General features: G+C 61.6%; 11 protein-coding genes. 1 reads left to right on the top strand and 10 read right to left on the bottom strand.

Features of this window, described 5'->3' with window-relative positions:
• Window positions 1-52: 52 nt before the first annotated feature.
• The 10 genes from NQ519_RS03540 to NQ519_RS03495 all read right to left on the bottom strand — a co-directional run bounded on the left by NQ519_RS03540 (window position 53) and on the right by NQ519_RS03495 (window position 19,474).
• Complete coding sequence (locus NQ519_RS03540; RefSeq protein ID WP_019149440.1) at window positions 53-2,140, bottom strand: Ig-like domain-containing protein; 2,088 nt, start codon at window positions 2,138-2,140, stop codon at window positions 53-55.
• A gap of 30 nt (window positions 2,141-2,170) precedes the next feature.
• Window positions 2,171-2,956 (bottom strand): hypothetical protein, encoded by a 786-nt coding sequence (locus NQ519_RS03535; RefSeq protein ID WP_019149441.1) that lies wholly within the window; start codon window positions 2,954-2,956, stop codon window positions 2,171-2,173.
• Between the two features lie 19 nt (window positions 2,957-2,975).
• Window positions 2,976-4,403, bottom strand: a complete 1,428-nt coding sequence (locus tag NQ519_RS03530) for an alpha/beta hydrolase family protein (protein WP_019149442.1) — start codon at window positions 4,401-4,403, stop codon at window positions 2,976-2,978.
• Window positions 4,404-4,408: 5 nt separating this feature from the next.
• Entirely contained in the window at window positions 4,409-5,839 is a 1,431-nt protein-coding gene (locus NQ519_RS03525; protein WP_019149443.1) for a glycoside hydrolase family 28 protein, read from the bottom strand.
• Window positions 5,836-7,371 carry a glycoside hydrolase family 28 protein gene (locus NQ519_RS03520; RefSeq protein ID WP_019149444.1) on the bottom strand — a complete coding sequence of 512 codons (1,536 nt, stop codon included), beginning with the start codon at window positions 7,369-7,371 and terminating at the stop codon, window positions 5,836-5,838. Before NQ519_RS03520 ends, NQ519_RS03525 begins: the two co-directional genes overlap by 4 nt.
• Window position 7,372: 1 nt before the next feature.
• Complete coding sequence (locus tag NQ519_RS03515) at window positions 7,373-10,519, bottom strand: glycoside hydrolase family 2 protein (protein ID WP_019149445.1); 3,147 nt, start codon at window positions 10,517-10,519, stop codon at window positions 7,373-7,375.
• A 27-nt stretch (window positions 10,520-10,546) separates the two neighbouring features.
• A complete protein-coding gene (locus tag NQ519_RS03510; protein WP_019149446.1) occupies window positions 10,547-11,629 on the bottom strand; it encodes a formylglycine-generating enzyme family protein in 1,083 nt (360 codons plus the stop codon).
• Window positions 11,630-11,651: 22 nt separating this feature from the next.
• A complete protein-coding gene (locus NQ519_RS03505) occupies window positions 11,652-13,208 on the bottom strand; it encodes a RagB/SusD family nutrient uptake outer membrane protein (protein WP_019149447.1) in 1,557 nt (518 codons plus the stop codon).
• Window positions 13,209-13,223: 15 nt separating this feature from the next.
• On the bottom strand, window positions 13,224-16,370 hold the full coding sequence (locus NQ519_RS03500) for a SusC/RagA family TonB-linked outer membrane protein (protein WP_044118567.1): 3,147 nt from the start codon (window positions 16,368-16,370) through the stop codon (window positions 13,224-13,226).
• A gap of 95 nt (window positions 16,371-16,465) precedes the next feature.
• Window positions 16,466-19,474, bottom strand: coding sequence for a glycoside hydrolase family 2 protein (locus tag NQ519_RS03495; RefSeq protein ID WP_019149449.1), 3,009 nt, complete (start codon window positions 19,472-19,474; stop codon window positions 16,466-16,468).
• 147 nt (window positions 19,475-19,621) lie between these two features.
• On the opposite strand from NQ519_RS03495, the gene NQ519_RS03490 reads away from it, so the two are divergent.
• Complete coding sequence (locus tag NQ519_RS03490; protein ID WP_227901032.1) at window positions 19,622-23,671, top strand: two-component regulator propeller domain-containing protein; 4,050 nt, start codon at window positions 19,622-19,624, stop codon at window positions 23,669-23,671.
• Window positions 23,672-23,711 lie beyond the last annotated feature (40 nt).

The raw sequence follows: 23,711 nt of genomic DNA, 5'->3' as shown, positions 1-23,711 counted from the left end.
GGTCGGAAAAGGTTCATGGTGCTTTCCCGGCACCATGAACCGAATTTCAGTGTTATTTGATCTCCGTCAGTTTCGTCGGTACGGGGATGTCGCCCCATGTTTTGAATTGGTCGGGGGCGCCGCTGTCGTCGAGCGTGTAGTAACCGACCGGACGCGGCATCGGTCCTGTCCACGGCACCGGACAGGGATCGTCGAAGGGCTGGGAGATGCCGCCCGTGTTGAGGAAGTCGAAAACCCGCGCCGTGCCGTCGTCGTTTTTGAGCGACGGTATGCCGAGTTTGGAATCACCCGAACCTTGTGACGTGTTGACCAGGAAACGGAAAAGCAGGTCGTCGGTCTTATTGTAATTTCCGTCGTTTGCCTGTCCTTCTGTGTAGCGCCAGATGCGGATGAAGGGTGCATCTTTCGTCGTTGTCTTGTGACCTGTCCAGAATTTGCAGGTATGGCCGAGGAAGCATTTGATCTTACCGTCGTCTTTTTTGCATGCCGTCCAGCCTTCCGACTGATTACCTTCTTCATATCCGGCTCCGGCAATTGCAAAACGCGATGTGGAGAGACAGGCCCAGTAGAACGGCTGGTCAGGGTCGGCGATAGTGGGATATTCGTAGGGATAGGGTGTCGCCGTTAGGTAAACGGCTACCGAACCTACTTTGTCGATCCCTTCGACAGCAGGCGATGCGACAGCCCAGCTCTGAGTATCGTTGAATTGAGTTTTTTTAGCAGTTCCTCCTCCGGAGCAATATACGATGCAGGCGTAATTATCATTGGGAGACGAAATGGTTGAGGCGGTCGTGCTGGTGCCGCGCATGCGGTTGCCCCATTGGTCGGTCACCATGACGCCTGTGGCGGGTACGTATTGATACGGGCGCAGTTTGCACGACCCTGCGGCGGCGCTGGCGTCGTCGGAGGTGGCCGTGATAAGAATCTCGGTCGCCTCGCAGTTCTCCGGGTCGAATGCGAAATCGGCCTTGACGGTCACCAGTCCGTTGGCGTCTACCGTGGCGACGCTCTCGTCGGCCGAACTCCATTGTACGGTCTGCACGTAGGCGTCCTCGGGAACGGTCTTGTAGGTCATTTGCAACGTCTGTCCGGCGAGGATCGGTTCGGAGAGGGCCTGGCCGAGGACGATCTGCTGAACGCCCGGGCATTGGGCCGTTACGGTGAAAGTGGCTTCGTAGGAGCCGTCGTCGGTCTTGACGGTGATTGTCGAGGTGCCGTCGGGGGCGTTGGCCGGATCGTCGATCATGTAGACGTTGAACGATACGGTTTGCGTGGCGGGGTCCTGCGTGCCCTCGGCATCGACCGTCGCAACGGCGGTGTTGCTGCTCTCGACGCTGACGCGGCTGTTCTCGGGGATCTTGATCTCCTCGTCGTCCGTGGAGAAGACCACGCGGACAGCTTTGGTATGGCTGACGGTGAGTTTCCCGGCGAGTGCGTCGCTGGCTTCGCTGCCGTCCTCGTTGAGCGACAGCGCCACGCCCGTAACCTTGATGGTTTTCAGGCTGACGGGGATTTCCGTGCGCACGTCGTCGTTGCGCACCGACTGAATGACGATCGTCGCGTCGCCCAGTTCCTGTCCCGGAACGAGCGTGAAACCCGTGCGGCCGTCGAGTTCCTTCTCCTCGATGTCCACGACCTCTCCGTTCGTCGTTTCGAACGTCACGCTCTTGTCGAAGGTGTCGTGTACGAAGACTTCGAAATAGTAGTCGCGATTGCCCGTGGAGTTGCGGACGAAGGTGATCCGGCCATCGACGGGCTGGTCGAGCAGCAGGTCGTAGACGCGGATGCCCGATTCGACCGTTACCGAGACCGCACACGTGGCTTCAATTTCGGGATGGGCCGCGCTGCGGGCCGTGATGACGGCTTCGCCCAGGCCGGTGGCATGTACGGAGCCGTTTTCGTCGATCGTGGCGACGGCGTCGTCGCTGGAGTTCCAAAGGATCTCTCCGTCGGTGGTTTCCGCCGGGTCGAACGAAGCGTAGAGACGGCGGGTTTCGCCGATGATGAGTTCGTTCAGCGAGCTTTTCGACAGCGTGAGCTCTTTCGGCTTGTAGTAGACGTTGCCGTCTCCCAGCCAATCCGAGTCGCCGCAGGCCGTCAGGGCCAGCGCGGCGAGCGATAAGAGGATCAGTTTTTTCATGTCAGGTTATGTTTTCTGGTTGTTGTCGGATTATTTGCGGGGAACGACGCCCGTGAAGGCGTTTTTCTCCAGACGCAGGTATTTGAGCCGGGGCAGCGACTCCAGCGCCGCAGGCACGGTGCCCGAGAGGCGGTTGCCGGCGGCCTTGAACGAGGTCAGCTCGGTGAGCCGGGCCGCCGAAGCGGGTATTTCGCCCGTCAGCCGGTTGTAGCTCAGGTCGAGCGAGATCGACTTGGCGGGTTTCGCCAGCAGGGCCATGTCGCCGATCGCTGCCGGAATCGGGCCTGTCAGCTGGTTCTTGTTGAGCAGCACTTTGATCTCGTTGCCGCCCTTGCCGTCTTCGCGGGGCTTCGAGGTCTTGGCTTCGGCGCCCATCAGGATCAGTTCGTCGGGAATCTCGCCCGAAAGCCGGTTGTCCGAAAGGATAAAAGAGGACATGAGCTTCAGCCGCCCGATTTCGGGCGAGAGACTGCCCGTGAGGCCGTTGCCCGAGAGGTTGAGCGTGCGCATGCCGTCCAGGGCGTAGATCGCTTCGGGAAGTTCGCCCGTGAGGCCGTTGGCGGGCAGTTCGAGTTTGCTGACGCGGCCTTTGCGGATCTCGTTGATGCCGAACCAGCCGGTGCCCTCCTGGGCGTTGTAGGGCTTCACGTCGTCGGCCGTGGCGTTTTTGAAATCCCAACCGGTGTTATTTGTCCAGCCGGCGCCGCCCGTGGCTTCGTAGATGGCCCGCAGGGCTTCGAAATCCGCCGTGCTGATCTGGGCGGAGATCGGACCGCAGAGAAGCAGTGCCGTAAGAATGGGTAAGAGTCGTTTCATTGCAGGTTGTCTTTATGGGTTATTGTTCGATTCTGTATTCTTGGAGCAGTTTGCGCAGGGCGCCGCTGCCTTTGACGGCATGTTCCGGAAGCCGTCCTTCGGGGCCGAAGACATACATTTCCGGGGCGTGTTCCACCGTTGCGGTCTCCTCGCGGTAGGTGCCGTCGGCGTTGCGCAGCCCTTCGGTCCGCAGCCCGAACTGCTCCGCCACGAAATCGTACATCGCGCGGCGTTTGTTCACGCCGTAGTCGTGCTGTTCGGCGGCCAGGTGGACGTTGCAGACCTTGTCGCGGGCTCCGTAGAGATCGTAGACTTTTTGCAGATAGGGGTATTCGATCTGCGGCACGGTCGTCGTCCAGTCGTGGCCGTCGGAGATCACCAGCTGCGGATGCGGGGCTGCGAGGGCTCCCAGTTCGGCGTTGTTGCTCATCGGCTCGTCCGGCAGGATGTGGATCGGAAGCCCGCTTTCGCAGGGGCATCCGCCGAAGAAGTGCGACGAGAGCATGACCACCGGAACGCTCAGCGTGATGCGGTCGTCAAGCGCTGCGATCACCATCGTCTGCGTGCCGCCGCCCGAGGCTCCCGTGACGCCCACACGGGTCGTGTCGGCCCACGGTTGGGCGCAGAGGTAGTCGAGGATGCGGATGCTCTGCCAGGTCTGCATGACGATTCCCAGGTCGGAACGGTGGTCCTTCAGCTTGAAAGCCAGCGCCGATTCGCCCCAGGCCCACATGTCGTAACTGAAAACCGCGGCACCCATCTTGGCCAGCATGGCGCAGCGGAGTTGCTGGTCGGGGCGGTAACGTCCCCGCTGGTCGGGAATCGAGGTGTCGGTTTTGTCGTAGAAATGGCCGTGCGGCGAGAGCATGACGGGGATGCGTCCCCGGAACCGTGCGGGCATGTAGAGCGATCCCGATACCCAGACGCCGGGCAGGATTTCCAGCGCGATGTTCTCGACGGTGTAGCCGTCGTGCCGGCGCAGGTTGCTCCGAATCGGCGCGAGGTCGCACTTTTTCAGGCTGTCGAGCCCCAGCGTGGCGAGCATGTGTGTGCGGATGCGGGCCTTGCGGGCTTCGAAAACCTCGCGTGCGGGGTAGAGTTCGAGCAGGCGTTTCAGGTGCTTTTCACCTTCGGCGTAGGGTTTGCGGAAATACTCCCATTTCTTGATCTCGTAGACACCGGGGGCTTTGGCCGTCCAGCGCATGTCGAGCGGTCGCAGGATGTTGTCGAGCGTGGCTTCTGTATCGTCGTAGAAGCGCCACGGGGCCGATTTGACGATGCGTCCCCGGACGTTCTTCTCCTCGTAGAGCAGTTTGACGCCATACTGTGCTTCGACCTGCTGGAGTACCTCTTTCAGTGGCCGGTCGTAGACGTCCGAGTCGAGCCACTGTGCGTCGAGGCGCACGGCGGTAAGGAGGAACAGCGATATGGCTAACAGTCGTTTCATGGCGGTTATTTGAAGGAGGGTTCGGCGTTGACGCATTTCAGTCCGATCTGTTCCGGGGCGAGGATTTTCTCACCGCCCACGGTCAGGTTCTCGAAGACTACGCCTTCGATGCCGCCCCGGACCGGACATTTGATTTCGGGGGCTTTCGGGAAGGGGGCCCGGAAGGAGCAGTTCCGGATCTCGACGCCGCGGATCGAACCGATCGGGGAGTCTTTCCGGCGGGCGTTGACCGAGAACTGGAACATCATCCGCTTGCTGTCGGGGTGGTTGCGTTCGAAGCGGTTGTTCAGGTAGCGCACGTCGCTCAGGGCCGTACCGTCGGAGACGTAGAGCGCCATGCCGCGGTCGGATTCCAGCACGTCGTTGTCCTCGAACGTGATGCCCGACATCCGCGTTCCGCGGGTCTCGGTGCCCACTTTGAGCGACGACTTCTTGGTCAGGAAGACGCATCCCCGGACGGTGATGTTCTCCGCGTCGCCCAGATAGCCGGAATACCCCGTGGTCTTGACGGCTACGTTGTCGTCGGAACAGTAGGCGAAGCAGTTTTCGATCAGCAGGTTGCGCGAGGCGTCGGGATCGAAGCCGTCGGTGTTGCTCAGCTCCGTGTCGTTCATCAGCTTTATGTTGCGGAACACGACGTTGCGGCATAGGAGTATTTGCGTGTTCCACGACCCGGGGTCCCGGAACATCACGCCCTCGAAATGCAGGCCCGAGGAGTTCACGGCCAGCAGCAGGCGTATGCGGGCCTTGTCGCCGAACTTTTCGCGCAGGGCGCGGCCGCTGCCGTCGATGGCGCCCAGACCCGTGATCCGGACATCTTTGGCGTCCTTGATGTAGATGAAGCGGCGGGTCTTGACATCGTCGGTCGATTCGAAAGCGGCTGCCGAGGAGGCGTCGGCCCGGATGACCGCGCCGCGTTCCAGGTGCAGATGCGCGTGCGACGGCAGGCGGAGCTGGCCGCAGAGATACTCCCCGGCGGGGAAAATCAGCGTGTGGCCCTTCTTCGCGCATTCATCGACGGCACGCTGCACGGCGGCGGTGACGTTCGTCGTTCCGGTGTTGTCGATGCCTTTATACTCTATAATGCTCGTTCCCTCGGCTTTCAGCGCGGGTTTCTCGGCGAAGATGAAGAGTTTTGCCGTGTCGTTCAGCCGCACGAGGTACTGGCCCGCTTCCGGGAGGCGGAAGCGCACCGTGCGTCCTTCGATCGAGGGCTCGATGCCGCGGCTCAGGGGGCTGATCTCGGCCGCGGTTACCGTTTCGGGGAGCGTCACCGTAAAGTCCGCGGCGCCATCCGGCGTGCAGGTGACGTAGCGGTAATGCTTGAAGGGTTCGACCTGCTGGGGCGCGCCGTTCATGCGAACCTCGTATCCGGCGGCCGATGCGGCTGCCGACCACAGAAGCAGGAGCGGAAGTATGGAGAGTCGTCTTGTCATTCGAAACGGATGTTTTCGGTGAAACGGATCTTGGCGCCCAGGTCGTCGAGCGAGCGGACGGGACGGCCGCCGATCGTGACGTTGCTGAACGTCAGGCTGTCGATCGTGTGGTCGGCGTCGAGTCCGGCGATCTCCGCGGGGCGCGGGAAGACCGTGGCGAAGTCGCAATTGCGGATCATGACGTTGCGGATACGCCCTTTGCCGTGACGCTCCGAGATTTTGAAATGGATCGGGCGGCGCTGGCTATCGGGATAGTTGCGTTCGACGCGGTTGTTCGAGAAGGTGATGTTTTCGAACAGCGCCCCGTCGTTGCAGTAGAGCGCTAGGGCGCGGTCGCACTCCACGATGTCGTTGTCCTCGAAGAGGATGTCGGACATACGGGCGGCCTTGGTTTCGGTGCCCACTTTGAGCGACGACTTGCGCGTCAGGAAGACGCAGCTCCGGACGACGACGTTTTGTAGCTCCTTGTTCAGTCCGAGGTTGTTGGTGGTCTTGACGGCGACGTTGTCGTCCGAGCAGTAGGCGAAGCAGTGGTCGATCATCACGTTGGTCGAGGCGTCGGGGTCGAAGCCGTCGGTGTTGGGGACCGTGGCGTCGTTGATGAGCTTCACGTCGCGGATCGTCACGCCGTCCGAATAGTGGATGTGGGTGTTCCACGCCGCGGGGTCGCGCAGCAGGATGCCTTCGATCGACACGTTGCGCGAATTGCGGATGCGGATCAGGTTGGCCGGCTTGCCCTGGGCGCGGAGCACGGCCCCGCTGCCGTCGATGATGCCGCGGCCGCGGATCGAGACGTTCTCGGCGCTGTCGATGAGGATCAGTCGGCTGAAAGTCATCCACTCGCCGTTGTCGGTGTAGTGCTCTTTGTTGTGGATGTGGTCGGCTTCCGGGAGGCCGCCGTCGGTGGGGTAGTCGCCGCGGTCGTCCGAACCTTTGATAATCGCCCCGTCGGCGAGGTAGAGGTGCGTGTTGCTGCCGATGCGGAGTGTCCCGGTCGGATAGACCCCGCGCAGGAAGATCAGCGTGCGCCCCGTGGCCGAAGCCTCGTCCAGCGCGCGTTGCAGGTTGGCGGTCTGAAGCCCGTCGCCCGAAACGAAATCCGCGGCGTTGAGCGTCTGTCCGTCCGCCGTCGGAGCCTTCTCGGGTTTGTCGGCCAGCAGGAACAGCAGGTCGCGGTCGTTCAGGCGCACCACCCACCAGCCTGCGCCGGGGAGGGTGAACCGGGCCTCGGAGCCTTCGACCGAAGCCGCGATGCCCCGGGCCGCGGGGCTGACCTCGCAGCCGGTGAGCGGCTCAGCGGACCCGATGCGCACGGGAGCGCAGCCGTCGAGCGTGAAATTGACATAAAAAATATCCTTGTAGGCTTCGACGGGGAGGTCCACGCCGCCGACGGTCACGCGGTAGCGGTCGGTCACGGTGTGGTGTTCGGGCTGTGTCGCCGCCGTCGGCGTGACTTTGGCCCCGGTACACGCCGGTGCTGCCGACAGCAATGCCGCCAGCGCCGCGTATCCTATGTATCGGGTGAGTTTCATCTTACAGTTTCTTGTCGGGGAATTTCTTCGAGGTCAGGGCCTTGAATTCGGGGATCAGAACCACGCTGTTGGCCTTCACGGTGTAGGAGTCGGTGCGGGTCTTGGTCTTTTTGTTGCGGATGCTTTTGAACGTCACCGACGGATTGACGGCCGTGATGAGTTTGTAGGCCCGTTTTTGGGCATCCTTGTCCAGCGTGCCGAGTTCGGGACGGACGAGCGCCGCGATGGCTTTCAGGTCCGTGCCCTCTGCGGTGCGCAGCCCCTTCGCGGCGCTTTTTTCACCGGTCCAGACCGCTTCGCCGCCCTCGGGAATACGGTCGATGAGTTCGCAGACGGCCATGTAGTTCATATCCTTGCCGTCGCGCACGATCATCTTCGCGTAGTAGTTGGTCATGTAATCGACGTAGGCTTTCGGCAGCCGTTTCGTGGCCAGGTGTTTGGTGATGGCGCGCGACACGTTGTACTGGCCGGCGATGAAGTTGTAGTCGTCGGCCACGATATAGCCCCGGTCGCCGGCGTAGCGGGCCGTCGAGGCGAGGATCGTCGAGAAGGCGTCGAGCATGTAGCGGAACTCGGGCGTCGAGGTGTCGATGCCGGGGTTCTGCTCCTCGACGAACGCCTGGGTGAGGGCGCGGAACTCCTGCCGGCGGGCGATCGGGAACGACACTTCGCCGGGGAAGAGGCGCATCTCTTCGGGTGCCGGCACGAAATTGGCCTGCGAAGCGTTGACGGCGACGTGTTGGCGGCCCTCCCAGCTCAGACGGGGTTCGGAGATGCCGGGCAGCGGCGCGGGATCGACGTAATCGACCACTTCGACGGTCGCCGAGGCCGGTTCGAGACCCGTTGCCGAGGCGGTGACGGTCACCGTGCCCGTCTTGCCGACGGCGCGGATGAGGTTGATGACCGGGGCGTCGATGTACATCGTCCCCTCGTACTCCTCGTGCTTGTCGCGGTCGCTGATGTAGACATCGGGACCGACGAGCGTCGCAGGGCCTTCGACGTGGAATTTGAGCGTGTTGTTCGCGCCGTAGACGTGTACGCCCTCCTTGTCCACGATGTCTACCTTGAATTCGACGATGTTGTCCGCCGTGGACATCATTTTGTCCGCCGACAGTTTGATCGTCAGCGCCGCGGGTTCGCCCGACATCACGACGCGGTCTTTCACGACCGTGCCGTTGCGGTGCGTGGCGACGGCCTCGATCACGCCCTGCTCGACGGCCACGTCGGGAAATTCGACGCAGAAGTCGTTGGTGATGTCGGGTTTCCTCTCTCCGACCTTTTTGTCGTTGACGTAGAGCTCGACCTTCGCGCAGTTGGAATCCACGGTGATGAGCTTCTTTTGCCCGACGTACTGCGAACGCCAGAAATGCGGCTGGATGTGGACCATCGGCTTGCGCGAGAAGTTGGCCTGCCAGAGGTAGTAGACGTATTTGGGGGTGCGCCAGCTATCGACCCAGCCTTTGGGGTTGACGTGTTTGAGCGGTGAACCGACGTATTCGCGGTCGGCTCCGTGGTCGGCATAGAGCCAGACGGTGCCGTTGTGCTCCGAAATGGGTTTCTTGGGGTTGCGCGAGAGTTTGTGTTGCCAGTATTCCGTGCCGGCCCATTGGCCGTCGGAGGGTTCGAGGTTCATGTCGTCCTTGTCGTACCAGCCTCGGATCGTGCAGCGCAGGTAGCTTTCGACGGGCATCTCCTTGTCGGTGTGCTTGCAGAACTCCGGGTTGTAGGAGTCGTTGTAGGGCTGGCGCACGGTGATGATGCGCGTAGGGTCCTCTTCGGCGGCGTAGCGCGAGTCGCAGGCGTGGTCGGTTTCGTTGCCCATCGACCAGATGACGATCGAGGGGTGGTTGCGGTCGCGGCGGATCATCTCGCGGCAGTTCTGCTCCTGCACCTCCTTCGAGAAGTTCTGGTTCTTGATGTTGGGCAGTTCTTCGTTGATGCAGATGCCGTTGCGGTCCATAAAATAGTAAACCGACGGGTCGTTGGGGTAGTGCGCCGTGCGCATGTAGTTGATGTCGAGGCCGAACTTCATGTCTTCCATGTCCCGTTGCGCGATCCATTTCGGGAAGGCGTGCCCCAGCCACGGGAACTCCTCGTGGCGGTTGATGCCGTGCAGGTGGGTGACTTTGCCGTTGAGCACCAGCCGGTGCAGGTTGTAGTCCCACGCGACGCTGCGGATGCCGAAGGTCGAATGATAGGTGTCGAGCAGCTCTTTGCCCACGTAAACTTCGCTGTATGCGTTGTAGATATAGGGCGAGTCGGGGCTCCACAGCTGCGGTTTGCGGAATTTGGGGATCGACTGGTCGAATTCGGCGATCTGTCCGGCGTCGATGCGCTGTGAAGCGTTCAGCCGTTCGCACACGTTTCCGTCGGCATCGGTGACGACGGTGCGCAGGGTCACTTCCGCGGCGTCGGGACGCTGATTCTGCACGTAGGTTCTGATCCGCACGGCGGCTTGTTTCGCGCTCACCTCCGGGGTGGTGATGAACGTGCCGCCCTCGTGTTTGTACGATCCCTGGAACGGAATGTTCACGGGGTCGGTGACGACCAGCCGCACGTCGCGGACGATGCCGCCGTAGACCGCCCAGTTGCCGGCGTTCATCGGCGGAATGCGGTATTTGTCGTCGAGCGAGTTTTGCACGGCCACGGCCAGGATGTTCGCGCCGCCGAAATTCACGGCGTCGGTGGCGTCCACATAGAAACTCGTGAAGCCGCCCTTGTGATCGCCCAGATACTTGCCGTTGAGATATATTTTGGCGTATTTCTGCACGCCGTCGAACTCGAAGCGGATGCGGCGGCCTGCATACTCGCGTCCGATGTCGATGCGCTTGCGGTACCAGCCCCAGCCGTTCCACCAGTAGGGATTGTCCGAAGCGGCGACGTTGCGGATGTAGGGATGCAGTTCGCGCGTGGTTTCGTAGGTCTGCCACGTGTGGGGGACGCAGACGTAGCTCCAGGCCGAGTCATCGAACGACGGGGATTCGTAGACGCCCCTGACCTCCTCTTCCTGGGGGAAGTAGTTGAACGTCCATTCGGTGTTGATGGTTTTCGTCAGACGGTGGCTTTCGGCCGGGGCGTAGCCCTGGGCCGCCGCAGTCAGCGTAAGGGCCGCGGCGGCGAGGGCCGTCAGTATCTCTCTCTTCTTCATCTAATGGGATTGTTTATGCTTGTTTTATCAGTTTCCGCCGTAGTCGGCACCTTCCGTCACGTCGAATACCACCCGGAAGCCGATCTCCTCGGAGCGCGTGCCGGGCTGGATCTTCAAACGCATCGTCACTTTCACGGCGTATTCGGGCTGGTTCCACGAACCGCCGCGCAGGACTTTCAGCTTGCCGGTGGCGGGACCCTGCGGATTCGTGACACAGGTACGCTTGTCCGGATTGCCCTGAAGCAATCCCCCTTCCGGCCCCATATAGACTTCGTCATCGCTGACGACTTCTCCGTTGTCGATGCACTCCTGGTAGTAGTTCGCACCGTACCAGTCCGAGCACCACTCCATGACGTTGCCGCACATGTCCGTCAGCCCGAGGGCATTGGCGGGGGAGGTCTTGCCGTCCTTCATCTCGCCGCAGCGGTGCGCCATGCGGCCGATGCGCTCGATGCGGTTGCCCTGAGCGTCGGTGATGACCGTCACGAGACCGGTTCCGTAGCTCGCATTTTTGGAGTTGAAGAACCAGGCGGCTTTGTTCGAGGAACTGTTGCTGCTGTATGAGAGGCAGCGGTCCCCTTTTTCCGGGGAGGTTACGGCTTTGGCGGCCAGTTCCCATTCGGCCTCGGTCGGGAGGCGTCCCCCGAGCCAGCGGGCGAAAGCGTCGGCCTCCTTCCAGGTGATGCCGACCACCGGGAAGTCTTTGCGCGAGTTGCCGTCGGGGTCTTCCCATTTCCAGAAAGGCTCCTTGGGCATCTTCACCACGTTCGGGTTGGCCTCGACGAATTTCTCGAACTGCTCGACCGTCACGTTGCCCTTCATCATGCGGATATGCGTATCGAGTTTCACCAAGTGGGCGGGACGCTGGTCGGCGAGGGTCGTCGAACCCGTGTCATCGGTGCCCATCGCTGCGGCGATGAATTTGCCGAAATTGATCTCGGTCCATTCTTCTTCGGGGATGATGTCGTAGGGCCTGGCATAGGATTCGAGCACGATGTCGGGCACGTCCTGTACGCTGTCTTCGTGCTCGTAGAGCGAATCGGGCGTGTCGTTACAGGCTGTGAGGGCCGCGGCGGCCAGAATTGCAAAGCGGAATGTATTGCGTTTCATTTTTTCGTTGGTCGTTTTGGGGTTAGTTCCATCCGTTGTTCTGCGTGAGCTTGGGGTTGGCGATGCGCTCGTCGGCGGGAATCGGCAGCAGCAGGTGCCTGGGCTGCGCGTTCTTGCTCAGCTTGATGAACGGAACGCTCAGTTCGGGCGTCTTTTTGCCGTCGATCGGGTTGACGAAGGACTGTTTCAGGTCCTCGGCGCTCATCTCGACGACCCGCTGCGTGAATTTCTGCATCACGTCGAGGTAGCGGCCCGTGCGGCGCAGGTCGTAGAGGCGGTAGGCGCCTTCGCCGGCGAACTCCCAGCGGCGCTCGTCCAGAATGGCGTCGGCCAGTTCGTCGTGCGGAAGCGTCGCGTCGAGGCCGATGAGCGTGGCGCGGCTGCGGACGAGGTTGAGGAAGAAGACCGACTTGTCCGCAGCTCCCAGTTCGTTGTAGGCTTCGGCCAGCATCAGATAGGCATCGGCCGTGCGGAGCAGGATGACGTTCGGGCCGGCCAGATTCTGGTTCAGGGCGGCAACGTCGTAACCTTTCAGGAAATGGGGTTTCGAGGAGCTGGTGATCTGGTAGGTTTGGCGGTAGCGCATATCGTCGGTGTCGTACGAATTGAAGAGATCGTACGAGGGCGTGTAGCTTTGGTAGCCGTTGGTCGCGCCCTCGATCTTCTCGCCGCTTGCGCCCTTCAGCTCCGAGGGAGCCACTTCGCGGTGCCACGTGTTGTTGTACTTGTCTTCGCTTTTGGCGCTGATCTCCCACAGGATCTCCTTTTTGCGCTCCTCGATCTCCTTATAGCGCGTGTCGAAAATGTACTTGTACTGCGAGCAGAGCCCGTAATCTTCGTTTACCTGCGTATCGTCGGCGAAGAGTCTGAGCGTCTCGATGACGTTCATGTACTCCTTGCGGACAAGGTACATCTGGGCCAGCAGCGTTTTGGCGGCGGCCCGCGAGACCGTCAGCGGATAGCTTACGCCCGAGGAGACGGTGATGGCCGAGGGCTTTTCCTCGACGATCGTCGCTACCCACTCCATGTCGGAGATGATGGTCGAGTAGACGGCATCGACCGACGAGCGTTCGGGACGGATGTTGTCTTCCTTGATCGAGTAGACGGGGACCGTCATCAAGGGCACGTCGCCCCACAGCTGGACGAGGTTGAAATAGGCCCAGGCGCGGATGAATTTGGCCTCGGCGATGATGTTTTCGCTGTTGGCGGGGCTCAGCTCGGGGCGTTTTTCCAACTGGTCGATCAGGATGTTGCACTGTTCGACGACGGCGTAGAACTTGCCCCAGATGTTTTTGACGAGCGAGTTGTTGACGTTCAGCGTCAGGTAGGTGACACCCTTGCGGTCAACGTTGGTCGAGGAATAGTCGATGTTGTCGGTCATCGTGTCGGTGAGGTACATGAAGTCCGTGCCGAATACGGTGTTGCGCACCTGGTAGTATGCTCCGTAGAGGAACAGCATGGCTTCCTCCTCGTTGTTGAAATAGTTGTCGAGGGGGATTTGCGTCTTCGACTCCTCGTCCAGAAAATCGCACGATCCCAGCACGAATGCGGAAAGCAGGATGAAAAGTATCTTTTTCATGATCGGGCAGTGGTTTTAGAAAGTGATGTTGACGTTGAAGGTGAAGCTCTTGGATGCCGGATAGCTGCTTCGGTCGATGCCGAGGGTCGAGTTCGACGTTCCCACCGAGCTGCTCATTTCGGGGTCGAATCCGCGGTATTTGGTCCAGGTCCAGAGATTGGTTCCTTTGAGCGAGAGCATCAGACGCTGCATGCCGATTTTCCGGGAGATCTTCTCCGGTACGGTGTAGGTGAGCGAGAGCGTTTTCAGACGCAGGTACGAGCCGTCTTCGATCCAGCGGTCGATGACGTTCTGGGTGTAGAGGCGCGCCGTGGAGGGCGAGCTGTTCGACGAGGGCAGCGGTTTGCTTCCGTCCATCCAGCCCTGGTCGCCCGTGATCGGGTTCGCGGGACGCCATGCGCCGAGTCCGTCGGCATAGGAGTTGTTGTTGCCGGCCTGATACAGATCGAGTTTGGTGACGTTCGTGTTGATGATCTTACCCCCGAGGGCGTAGTTGAAGAAGACGGTCAGCGACCAGTTCTTGTAGTTGAACGTGTTGGTGAAACCGCCCATGACGTTCGGGAGGGCCTGCCCCAGCACGACCTTGTCCTGATCGTTGATCACGCCGTCGCCGTTCTGGTCGATGTATTTGATCATACCCGGACGGGTCTGGATATTGAGCGGGTCCTCGACCCAGACGGCATCGTCGGCGTAGACTTCGTCCCAGCTCTTGTAGATGGAGGTTTCGTAACCCTTGATGATGCCCAACGGCTGTCCGATTTCCAGGAAGGTGATGTCCTGGTTTACGCCGTTGCCCATGTGGTAGAGCACGACGTGGTCGTTGCCTCCCAGGTCGGTGATCGTGCTTTTGTTCCAGCCGATGTTGAAGTCGGTGTTCCAGCTGAAATTGCGGTGCTCGATGTTGCGGGTGTGGATCTCGAACTCGACGCCCTTGTTGTCGATGTTGCCGACGTTGGCCGAAACCTGTGAGTAACCCGTCGTCTGCGGCAGACGGTAGTTGTAGAGCAGGTTGTAGGTCTTCTTATAGTAGGCGTCCACCGAGAAGCGGATGCGGCTCTTGAACAGCCCCACGTCCAGACCGCCGTTGTATTCGTGGGTGGTCTCCCATTGCAGGTTGGGGTTGCCGATCTGCGAGATGGTCGTACCGTTGTAGGACTGCCCGTTGACCAGCACCTTGTTCGAGGAGAGCATCGTCGGCGACTTGTATTCGCCGATGCGGTCGTTGCCCGTCACGCCGACGCTGAAACGGGGTTTCAGTTCGGAGATCCATTTCACGTCTTTGAGCCATTTCTCCTTGGTCATTTTCCAGGAGACCGAGGCTGCGGGGAAATAACCGTAGCGGCTGTCCTCGCCGAAGCGCGACGATCCGTCGGCACGCAGCGAGAAGGTCGCCGTGAAGCGTTCGTTGTAGGTGTAGATGGCGCGCGTGAAGAACGACAGGTGGTTGACCGCCTTATAGCTCGATCCGGGAACGCCGATATAGGCTCCCGCCCCGAGGTTGTTCCACATGAAATAGTCGGTGTCGAAACGCGTCACGTCGATGTCGAAACCTTCCGACTCCTGGCGTTGCCAGCTTTGGCCGAGAGTCCACATCAGATAGTGTTTCTTGCGGAACGTCCGGGAGAAGTTGATGAAGTTCTCGTTGCTCCACGTAATGCCCTGCGACGTTTCGCGCGTCGCCTTGTTGTTTTTGTCGATATGCGCCTCGGTGCTGTATATCGACCGCAGGACATAGGCGTAGTCGTTGCTGTTGTTGTATTTGTAGCCGGCCGTGGCGTTGAAGGTCCAGTATTTCCGCTTGTCGATGTCCCAGCGGAAGACGGCGTTGAGTTCGGCCGTCGTGCGTTTGTTCCACTGGTTCGAGTTCAGGGCTTTGGCGGCTTCGGTGTTGATGCTCTTGATCTCGCCGGTTTCTTCATCTATATAGGTGCCGTCGCCGAGGTCCGTGCCGTTGATCGTGCTGGTGGGTTTCTGCATCAGCATGCGCAGCGTGGCGCCGGAGTCGCCGGAGCTGATCTTCTCGGTCTGCTGGCGGCTGAGCGAGGCTTTGACATCGAGGTGCAGGCGCGGCGAGAGGTTCATGTTGAACTTGGTTGAGAAACTCAGACGCTCGTTGCTCGAATGGCGCAGGATACCCTCTTCGCTGAGCCAGCCGCCCGAGATGTAATAGCGCATGTCTTTCGATCCGCCCTGCAATGCGACCGTGTAGTTGTGGCGCTGGGCGATGTCGCGCAGCAGGCGTTTCTGGTAATCGTTCGTGGTGAGCGTGTCGGGACGCAGCGTGTTGAAACTGCTCACGCCCCACATCATGCGTGCGAAGTTGTCGTACTCGGCGTACTGCTCGCTGTTCATCATCTCGATGCGGTAGCGCGGGATCGAAAGCCCGTACTCGGCATTGACCGAAAGAGTGGGCTTGCCGGCCTGGCCGCTGCGGGTGGTGACCATCACCACGCCGTTGGCGCCGCGCGAACCGTAGATGGCCGTGGCGGCGGCGTCTTTCAGAATCTCGATGCCGGCCACGTCGTTGGGGTTGAGCAGCGACAGGGCGGTCTGGTCCGAGGGGATGTTGTCGATCACCACCAGCGGGCTGGTGTCGCCCGAGATGGACGTGCCGCCGCGGATGCGCATGGCCACTTCGCTGCCCGGCTCGCCCGACGCGGTGATGACCAGCACGCCCGTCGCATTGCCCTGGAGCGCCTGTTCGATCGACGACACGGGGGTCTTGTTGATGTCCTTTTCGCTGATCACCGCGATCGAACTGGTGAGGTTGCTGCGCGGAACGTAGCCGTAGCCGACGGCCACGACCTCCTCGATTTCGACGGCCGAGACCGAGAGCTTGGCGTCGATCTTCGTGCGTCCGTTCACCGGGACGGTCTGGCGCGTGTAGTTGAGATGCTGGAATATCAGCGAATCCTTGGCGGGGACGTTGGTCAGCATGAAGTCGCCGTTGACGCCCGTCGTCGTACCTTTATAGGTGCTGGCGACGATGACCGATGCGCCGATGATCGGTTCGCCCGATGCGGCGTCGGTGACAACGCCCGAAACGGTGAGGCGCTGCTGCGCGTGGAGCGAAGTCGTCAGCAGGAGTGCGGCGAGCGTGGCCAGTAGGGTCATTGCCGGGCGCTTCGATTTCGATACGAATAAAAAGTCAAAGTTTTTCATTCATCAGTTGGTTATTTTAGGTTAACGTTTGTTCGTATGAACGGTGATACAAAATTATCCGGGAGAGGCGGAACGGATGTCGAAAATTTTTTCGATTATGTTCGTTTTAGTCCGTTTTTGAGCCGGCGTTTGCCGCCGGTGCCGCCCGGCGAGTTTTCCAAGGCGTTCTCCATCAGGTTGATGACCATCTGAACGGCGGCTTCGTCGTATTCGACGGGGAAGGGACCCGGTTCCGGCGTGCGTGCGGCGTCGAGCCGCCCGGCTGTGAGCAGTCCCGAGAGGAGCAGGCAGCCTTTGCCGTCGCCGAACCCGATGCGCAGAACGGGGGTTCGCGTGAGGTTCTTGCCGGCCGCGGCCAGCGGCACGAGCTCGGAGGCGCTGCCCCGGACCGAGTTGCGGTAGCCGCTGCCGAGATCGGTGACGCGAACCGGGGCTTTAGGGTTGATCGACATGGCCAGGGCCGGGGCGTCCTCGACCAGAAACTCCGCCTTGCGGCGCAGTTCGCGGATCACCTCCTTATTGTCGGGCCGGGAGTCGAAAGCGAAGAATCCGCAGAGTTCGTAGGCGTAGTAGTTCCCGCGCTCCATGCGGGCGACATCGGCGCCGCGGCGGCTCCACTGGGCCGAAAAGGCTTCGCGACTCAGTCCCTGCACGTCGAAATCCGCTGCGGGGACGATCAGTCCGCCCCGGAGTCCGTTCCAAAGGGCCGTGTGGTGGGGTGTCAGACGGCGCCACAGCTCCGTGTGGACGGAATCGGGATGCAGGTGGCTTTCGGGCTCGGCTGCTTCGGTGCAGGTGAGCGACAGCCCGCCGAAAAGGTCGTAGTGCGTCACTTTGGGATCGGTCACGCGGGCAACCCCTTGCAGGGGACCCAGCTGGCCGTCCTCGGCGGGGTAGCCCTGTCCGAGGCCGCGTTCGCCGATGTCGAGCATTACGACGCCTGCGCCTCGGGCGACGGCTTTTTCGATCGTCGGGCGGCAGTCGTCCAGTCCCTCCCAACTGGCGCGTCCCAATAACAGGAGGTCGGCTTTTGCGGGGTCGGCGGCGGTGCGCAGTCCCAGCCGGTGCGCCAGGGTGAGCAGTTCGGTTTCGGCGGCAGGGATGTAGAGGACGGCTTCGGCCACTGGGGCCGGAACTTTGGCTTCGAGGACGCGGATGTCCCACTCCGAGACGACGGGGTATTTCACCTCCTCGGAGGGGTTGAGCAGCGTGGTGCGCAGGATGTAGTCGCCGCATGTGGCGGGCATTTCGATCCGGCACTCGGCGATCCGTTTGTCGTAAGGTTCGACGCGGCATTCTACGGTCTTGGCGAAGCTCCGCCGCGAGTAGGCGTCGGTGATCTCCACGCGGGCCGTGAGGGTCGAACGGCGGTCGGTGTCGTTGAGGAAGTGGAGCGGGAGGGTGATCTCCTGCCCGGGGGTGAAGTTGCAGTCCCAGATGTCCATGCTGACGGCCTGCGGCGACCAAAGCACCGTCAGGGCGTTCCAGACGTTTTTGGGCCGTCCGTCGCGCAGCGGGCCCGTGAACCAGTGGTTGCCGTCGGCATAGCTGCTGGCGATGGTGAACGGGGCGACGCCTGCCGCACCGATCCGCCTCCAGTATTCGGCCACCTTGCCGCACGAGCGGTCGAGATGGTGGAGCCGTTCGGCGGCGGTGTGGCGGCGGCCGAGGAAACGCATGTAGCTTTCGCGGATGGAGGGATAGCCGCCCATCTCGCCGTCGCCGTCGAGGTAGTTGCCGCCGAATTCATCGACCATGATCGCCTTGGGGAACTGCTCCGAGGAGTCGTAGTAGAGTCCGAGGTTTTCGAACAGGCTCCACCAATATTTATGGATGTGCAGCACGTCGCGGTCTTCGAGGATCATGGGCGGATAGTCGCGGACGATCTCGTTCAGGGCGCTCCACGCGGTTTCGAGCTGTTCGCCCTCGGTTTCGTTGTAGGGGTGGAAGAGGAGGACGGAGGGGTGGCGGGCCGCCAGGTCGAACCACTTGGGGTATTGCTCCATCAGGCTTTCGCGCGAGGCGGGCATACCGTGGAAAAAGTTCCATTCGTACTGCACGGCCAGTCCGTATCGGTCGCAGAGGTCCAGCAGACGTTCGGGCGGCACGCCGAGATGGAAGCGTAGCAGGTTGGCACCGTGCTCTTTCAGCCGCCGGACGATGTTGTCGCGGAACCAGACCGTGTCGTAACCTGCTTCGCGGCCCTCGGCGTCGCGCATCCAGCGGTGCCAGACGACCGTGCCGCCGCGGAGTTTGAGGGGACGGCCGTTGAGGGTGAACTGTTTGCCGCTCACGGCGGCGCGGCGCAGCCCCAGCGATTGCTGCCAGTCGGAGAGCGTCTCCCCGCGTTCGTCGAGCAGCTCCACGCGGAGGCCGTAGAGGACGGGACGCTCGGGCGTCCACTCCCGGAGCAGGCCCCGGTAGTCGAAGGCTATTTCGTTTTCGCCCGGCAGAGCCGTGCCCGTCCGGGTCAGAAGCTCCCCCGAGCCGTTCGTTACCGTGATGCGGGCCGATGCGGCGCCCGTGCCGCGGATGCGGTAGCGGAGCTTGACATGCCCGGTTTCCGGGTCGCAGTCGGTGAGCACGCGGTCGGTGCGGGCATTCGTATAGAGGTGCAGCACGACATCGTCCCAGAGCGACGAAGAGCAGTTGCTCCGCCATTGGTCTACCTTGGGGATGAACGAAGCGTCGGTCGGCGGAACGTCGGCCAGCGAGGCGAGCGAAATTTCGAGCGTGATGCGGTTGCCCGGTTTCAGCGCTTCATGGCGCAGGTCGTGCAGCGAGCGGATCATGCCGCCCTCCTGCGACGAAATCAGCTTGCCGTCGATGTAGATCTCGGGACGGAAGCGTGCGCCTTTCAGTTCGAGCGCTGCGGCGTTCCAGCTTCCGGCCGGCAGCTCGATTTCGCGGCGGTACCAGAGCCGTCCTTCGGCGGGACGCGTGGCGTCCATCGGGATGCCCGGAACCAGCGTTGTCCCGGTGTAGTTGCGGTCGATGCCGTATTCCCACGGGCCGTTCAGCCCGAGGTCGGCGTGGTGGGTCTGTGCCGATGCCGCCGTGGCGCAGAGGAGGAGCGACAGCAGCAGGGATGCGTATTTTTTCATTCGGGTAGCGGTTTGGTGTCCGAAAGCAAAAGTAGGGAGAAGCCCCCGCGCGGATGTTCGGATATTTCCGGAAAAGGTCGGATATTTTCCGGATATGCCTTCCGGGCACTTGCCGGATGGCAAAAAAACGCTATCTTTACCTTTGAAATGAAACCGACCACGCATCTGTTTTTCCGCATCTTTCTGATTTTGTCGTGTTTGGCCCTCGGGGCCGCTTCGGCGCGGGCCGAACGGGTCATCGTGCCCGTGGAGGGAGGTCCGGTCGGAAACTCGATCACCGCGCTGTTGCAGGACGACGACGGGTTCATGTGGGTGGGGACCATCTCGGGGCTGATGCGCTACGACATGTATTCCTACCGCTATTTCGGCGACAGCGACGGACTGCCCGTTTCGCGGACGATGATCCGCTGCCTGACCCGGGACGCCGAAGGCAATGTCTGGATCGGTACGGAGAACGGGGCCGTCGTTTACGACCCCGTGCGGGAGCGTTTCCGCCGTATCGGGGGCCGCATCGCCGCCGTTCCGGTGAAGACCATCACCCGGACATCGCGGGGGACGATGCTGCTCACCGTGGGCGAGGGCGTCGCCGTGGTCGATCCTTCGTCGCTCGAATACCGCTTCATCGCAGGCAGCCACCTGAACAATATTCTCGCCGTCACGACCGATGCCGCCGGCAACATTTGGAGCTGGAGCCACGGGCAGCTGTCGCGTTTCGACTTTTCGGACGATCCGATGTCGCCGCGCATCGACAGCCGTCCTTTCGCTTACGAGGTGCGTGCTATGGCGGTGGACTCCCGCGGACGGCTGTGGTTCAACGACCGGCGGTGTCTGATGACTGTGCCGTTGCCGGCGGGGGATGCGCAAATCCCCCCCCCGACCGTGGTGCGAGGCGGTGTAGATGTCCGTTCGATCCGTATTGACGGCGACGGCGTGGTGGTCACGTCGTCTTACGACGGCATCCATCTGTTCCGCATCGCGGAGGACGGGACGCCGATCCCGGACGGCGTCATGTGGATAGATCCCGCGTCGCCCAGCGAGGTCAGCAACAGCGTGCTGTGCGTGGAGCGGGACCGGAACGGCAATTACTGGTTCGGGACCGTAGACGGTATCTATGTGGCCCGCGAACGTCCCCGCGAGATATTCCATAACATGTCCGCCGCCGATGCCGGGGGACTGATCCACAACGTCGTGTCGGATGTCTGTCCGGGTCCCGACGGTGCCGTTTGGGCGGCCACTTCGGGCGGGCTGGACCGCATCCGGCGTGTGGCTCCGGAGCGTTACGCCATCGAACATTTCATGCCCCGCCTCCCTTCGGAGAGGGCCGAACCGGGCGACAGGAGGCTTCAAACGCTGGCTTTCGACAGCCGGGGGACGATGTGGCTCGGCACGAAGCGGATGCTGCTGTTCTTCGATCCGCAGAACCGCCGTTTCTTCGAACGCGGGGAGGTGACCGGACTGCTGGCCCGCTGCGGGGCGCTGTTCAGCAAGGAGCTGCGCTGCGACAGCCGCGGCAACGTCTGGATGGGTTTCCTCTACGGCGGACTGTTCGTCTATGATGCCGCTGCGGAGCGGTGCCGGACGGTGCGGTTCGCCGGCGCGGACCTTTACGACGCCAGTCCGCAGGCCGTGTTGGAGGATGGCGACGGAAATATCTGGGTCGGCACCAAATCCCGGGGGCTGCTGCGTTTCCGGCCCGACGAGGCCGTTCGGGAGAGCGACACGCTCCGTGTCGAACGTTACGACACCTATTTCTTGCAGGATCGGGCGCTCGCCGGATTCGTCAGCATCAATGCACTCTACACCGCGGCCGACGGAACGGTCTATGCCGGAACGTCGCACGGGCTGTACCGCTACGACGCCGTGCCCGACCGGTTCGAAGCGTGTCCGCTCAACGCCTTCGGCGAGGAGGTCTGGGTGCTCGACATCATCGCCGATGCCGACGGCGTGCTGTGGATTTCGACTATGCAGGGCCTCTACCGCTATACGCCCGGTGCGGGGCAGGCTCCGTTCTACGAACTCTCGGATGGAGCCTTCGCCCGTCTCGACTACAATCTCGGAAGCTGTCTCGACGCCGACGGAACGCTTTTCCTGGGCGGTATCAACGGTATCACTTATTTCGATCCGCGACAGGTCGGGCGTCCGGACGAAGCGGCGAAAGTCTATGTTTCGGGCGTTTCGGTGCTCAACCGGGACATCGTGCCCGACGGCGTTCATCTGGATGCCAATATCAACCGGTCGCACCGGCTGACGCTCGATTACGACGACTATCAACTTTCGCTCGACTTCACGACGCTGACATTCGCCCCCGAAAACCGCGAGCGGTTCTATTACCGCATCGACGGGCTGACTCCCGACTGGATTCCGCTCGGGGAGACCAACCGGCTCTCGTTCTCCAACCTCGCGCGCGGGGAGTACATGCTGCGGGTCAAGGCGGCCGACGCCTCGGGCGTGTTGGGCGAAGGGTCCACCGATATTCTCATAACGGTGCTGCCGCCCTGGTGGCTGACGTGGTGGGCTTACTGCATCTACGGTGTGCTGGCGCTGCTGCTGGCCGCGGCCGTGGTGTGGGTGATCCTGATCCGCTACCGTGCGGCGCAGCAGGTGCGCATGGTGCAGTACAAGCAGCAGCTGTTCATCAATCTGACGCACGGGCTGAAAACCCCGCTGACGATGATGCAGGTACCCCTGCAACTGATGTCGGACGACCGCGAGCCGCTGAGCGACGAGGCCCGCCGGGGACTGGTCGCCATGGTGAGCGCCAACGTCAAGAAACTGGCCAACACCGTGCGGCAGCTCATGGAGTTCCGGAAGATCGACCAGAACCGGGTGTCGATGAATCTGGCGGAGGTCGATATCGCGGAGTACGTGCGCCGCATCTGCGACTATTTCCGGGCGCTTTTCGAATCGAAGGGGCTGAAACTCGTCTGCGATCTTCCCGGGGAGACGATTTTGATGACCTTCGACCCTGAGAAGATCGAACTCGCGCTCTACAACCTCTTGCAGAACGCCTATACTTTCACGCATCCGGGCGGCGAGGTGAGTGTCTCCTTGCGTCGCAGCGGCCGGACGGTCCGCATCGCCGTGCACGATACGGGCATCGGCATCCGTTCGGAGTACCTCGACAAAATCTTCCTGCGCTTCTGGCAGGTGCACGAGTCGGACACGATGCCGCCGCTGGGTGCCGGTATCGGGCTGGCCGTGGCCCGGGAGTTCGTCGAGATGCACAACGGCTGCATCGAGGTCGAGAGCCGTTACGGTGCCGGAAGCACCTTTACCATCTGTCTGCCGCTGGAGGCCCGCTACAAGGCCGAACAGTACTATATCCACAAGTCGGACCAGGCGGACGAGGATCAGATTCTGCCGGTCTACACCAAGCAGTACGCCGAATCGGACATTTATGTCGAGAACGACCCCGGCATCGACGAGTCGAAGTCCGGAACGGTTTATGTCGTGGCCGGCGGCGGCGACATCACGGGGCTGGTCCGGATGGTGCTGTCGGATTACAACGTGCTGCATTACGACAATGTGGAAGATGCGCTGCGGGCCGTGCGCGAGAGGCGTCCGCAGCTGATTCTGATCGACATCGTGGTCTATGACCGCGAAGAGGGGCTCGCGCTCTGCCGCAGGATCAAGGGTTCGAAGCAGACCGACGATATTCCCGTGGTCCTGCTCACGGCGGACGATACGCCCGAGGATGCGCGGATATTCTGCGAAGCGGGCGTGGATGCCTGGATGGAGAAGCCTTTCGACGTGGAGTTGTTCCGGGCCCGCGTCCGGCAGTTGGTGAGCCGCCATGCCGATCTGCAACGGAAACTCAAAATCGGGCAGATACTCGGCAAACGCGAAGATATCGTCGTGGAATCCGCCGACGAGAAGTTCATGAGCCGTGTGACGGAGGTCATCGGGCAGAATATCCCCAACGAGGAATTCTCGCTGGAGGTCTTCGCCCGCGAGATGCGCGTGTCGCGCTCGGTGCTGAACATGCGTATCCAGAGCATCGTGGGCAAGTCGCCGATGGAGCTGCTGCGCAACGCCCGCATGCAGCGTGCGGCGCAGTTGTTGGCGACCAACGCCTACGACGTGGCGCAGGTGGGCTACATGGTCGGGTTCTCGGACCCGCGCTATTTTTCGACCAGTTTCAAGAAGCAGTTCGGGGTAAGCCCCCGGGCTTACATGCAAAATCATCATAACGCCTGATCCCGGCGGATTTTCGACATATTAAGGTATCGGTTAAACA

It is taken from the genome of Alistipes senegalensis JC50 (genome assembly GCF_025145645.1).
Taxonomy (GTDB): Bacteria; Bacteroidota; Bacteroidia; order Bacteroidales; family Rikenellaceae; genus Alistipes; species Alistipes senegalensis.
The sequence above is the reverse complement of the archived record's forward strand: the minus strand, read 5'-3'. Positions and strand labels throughout refer to the sequence as shown.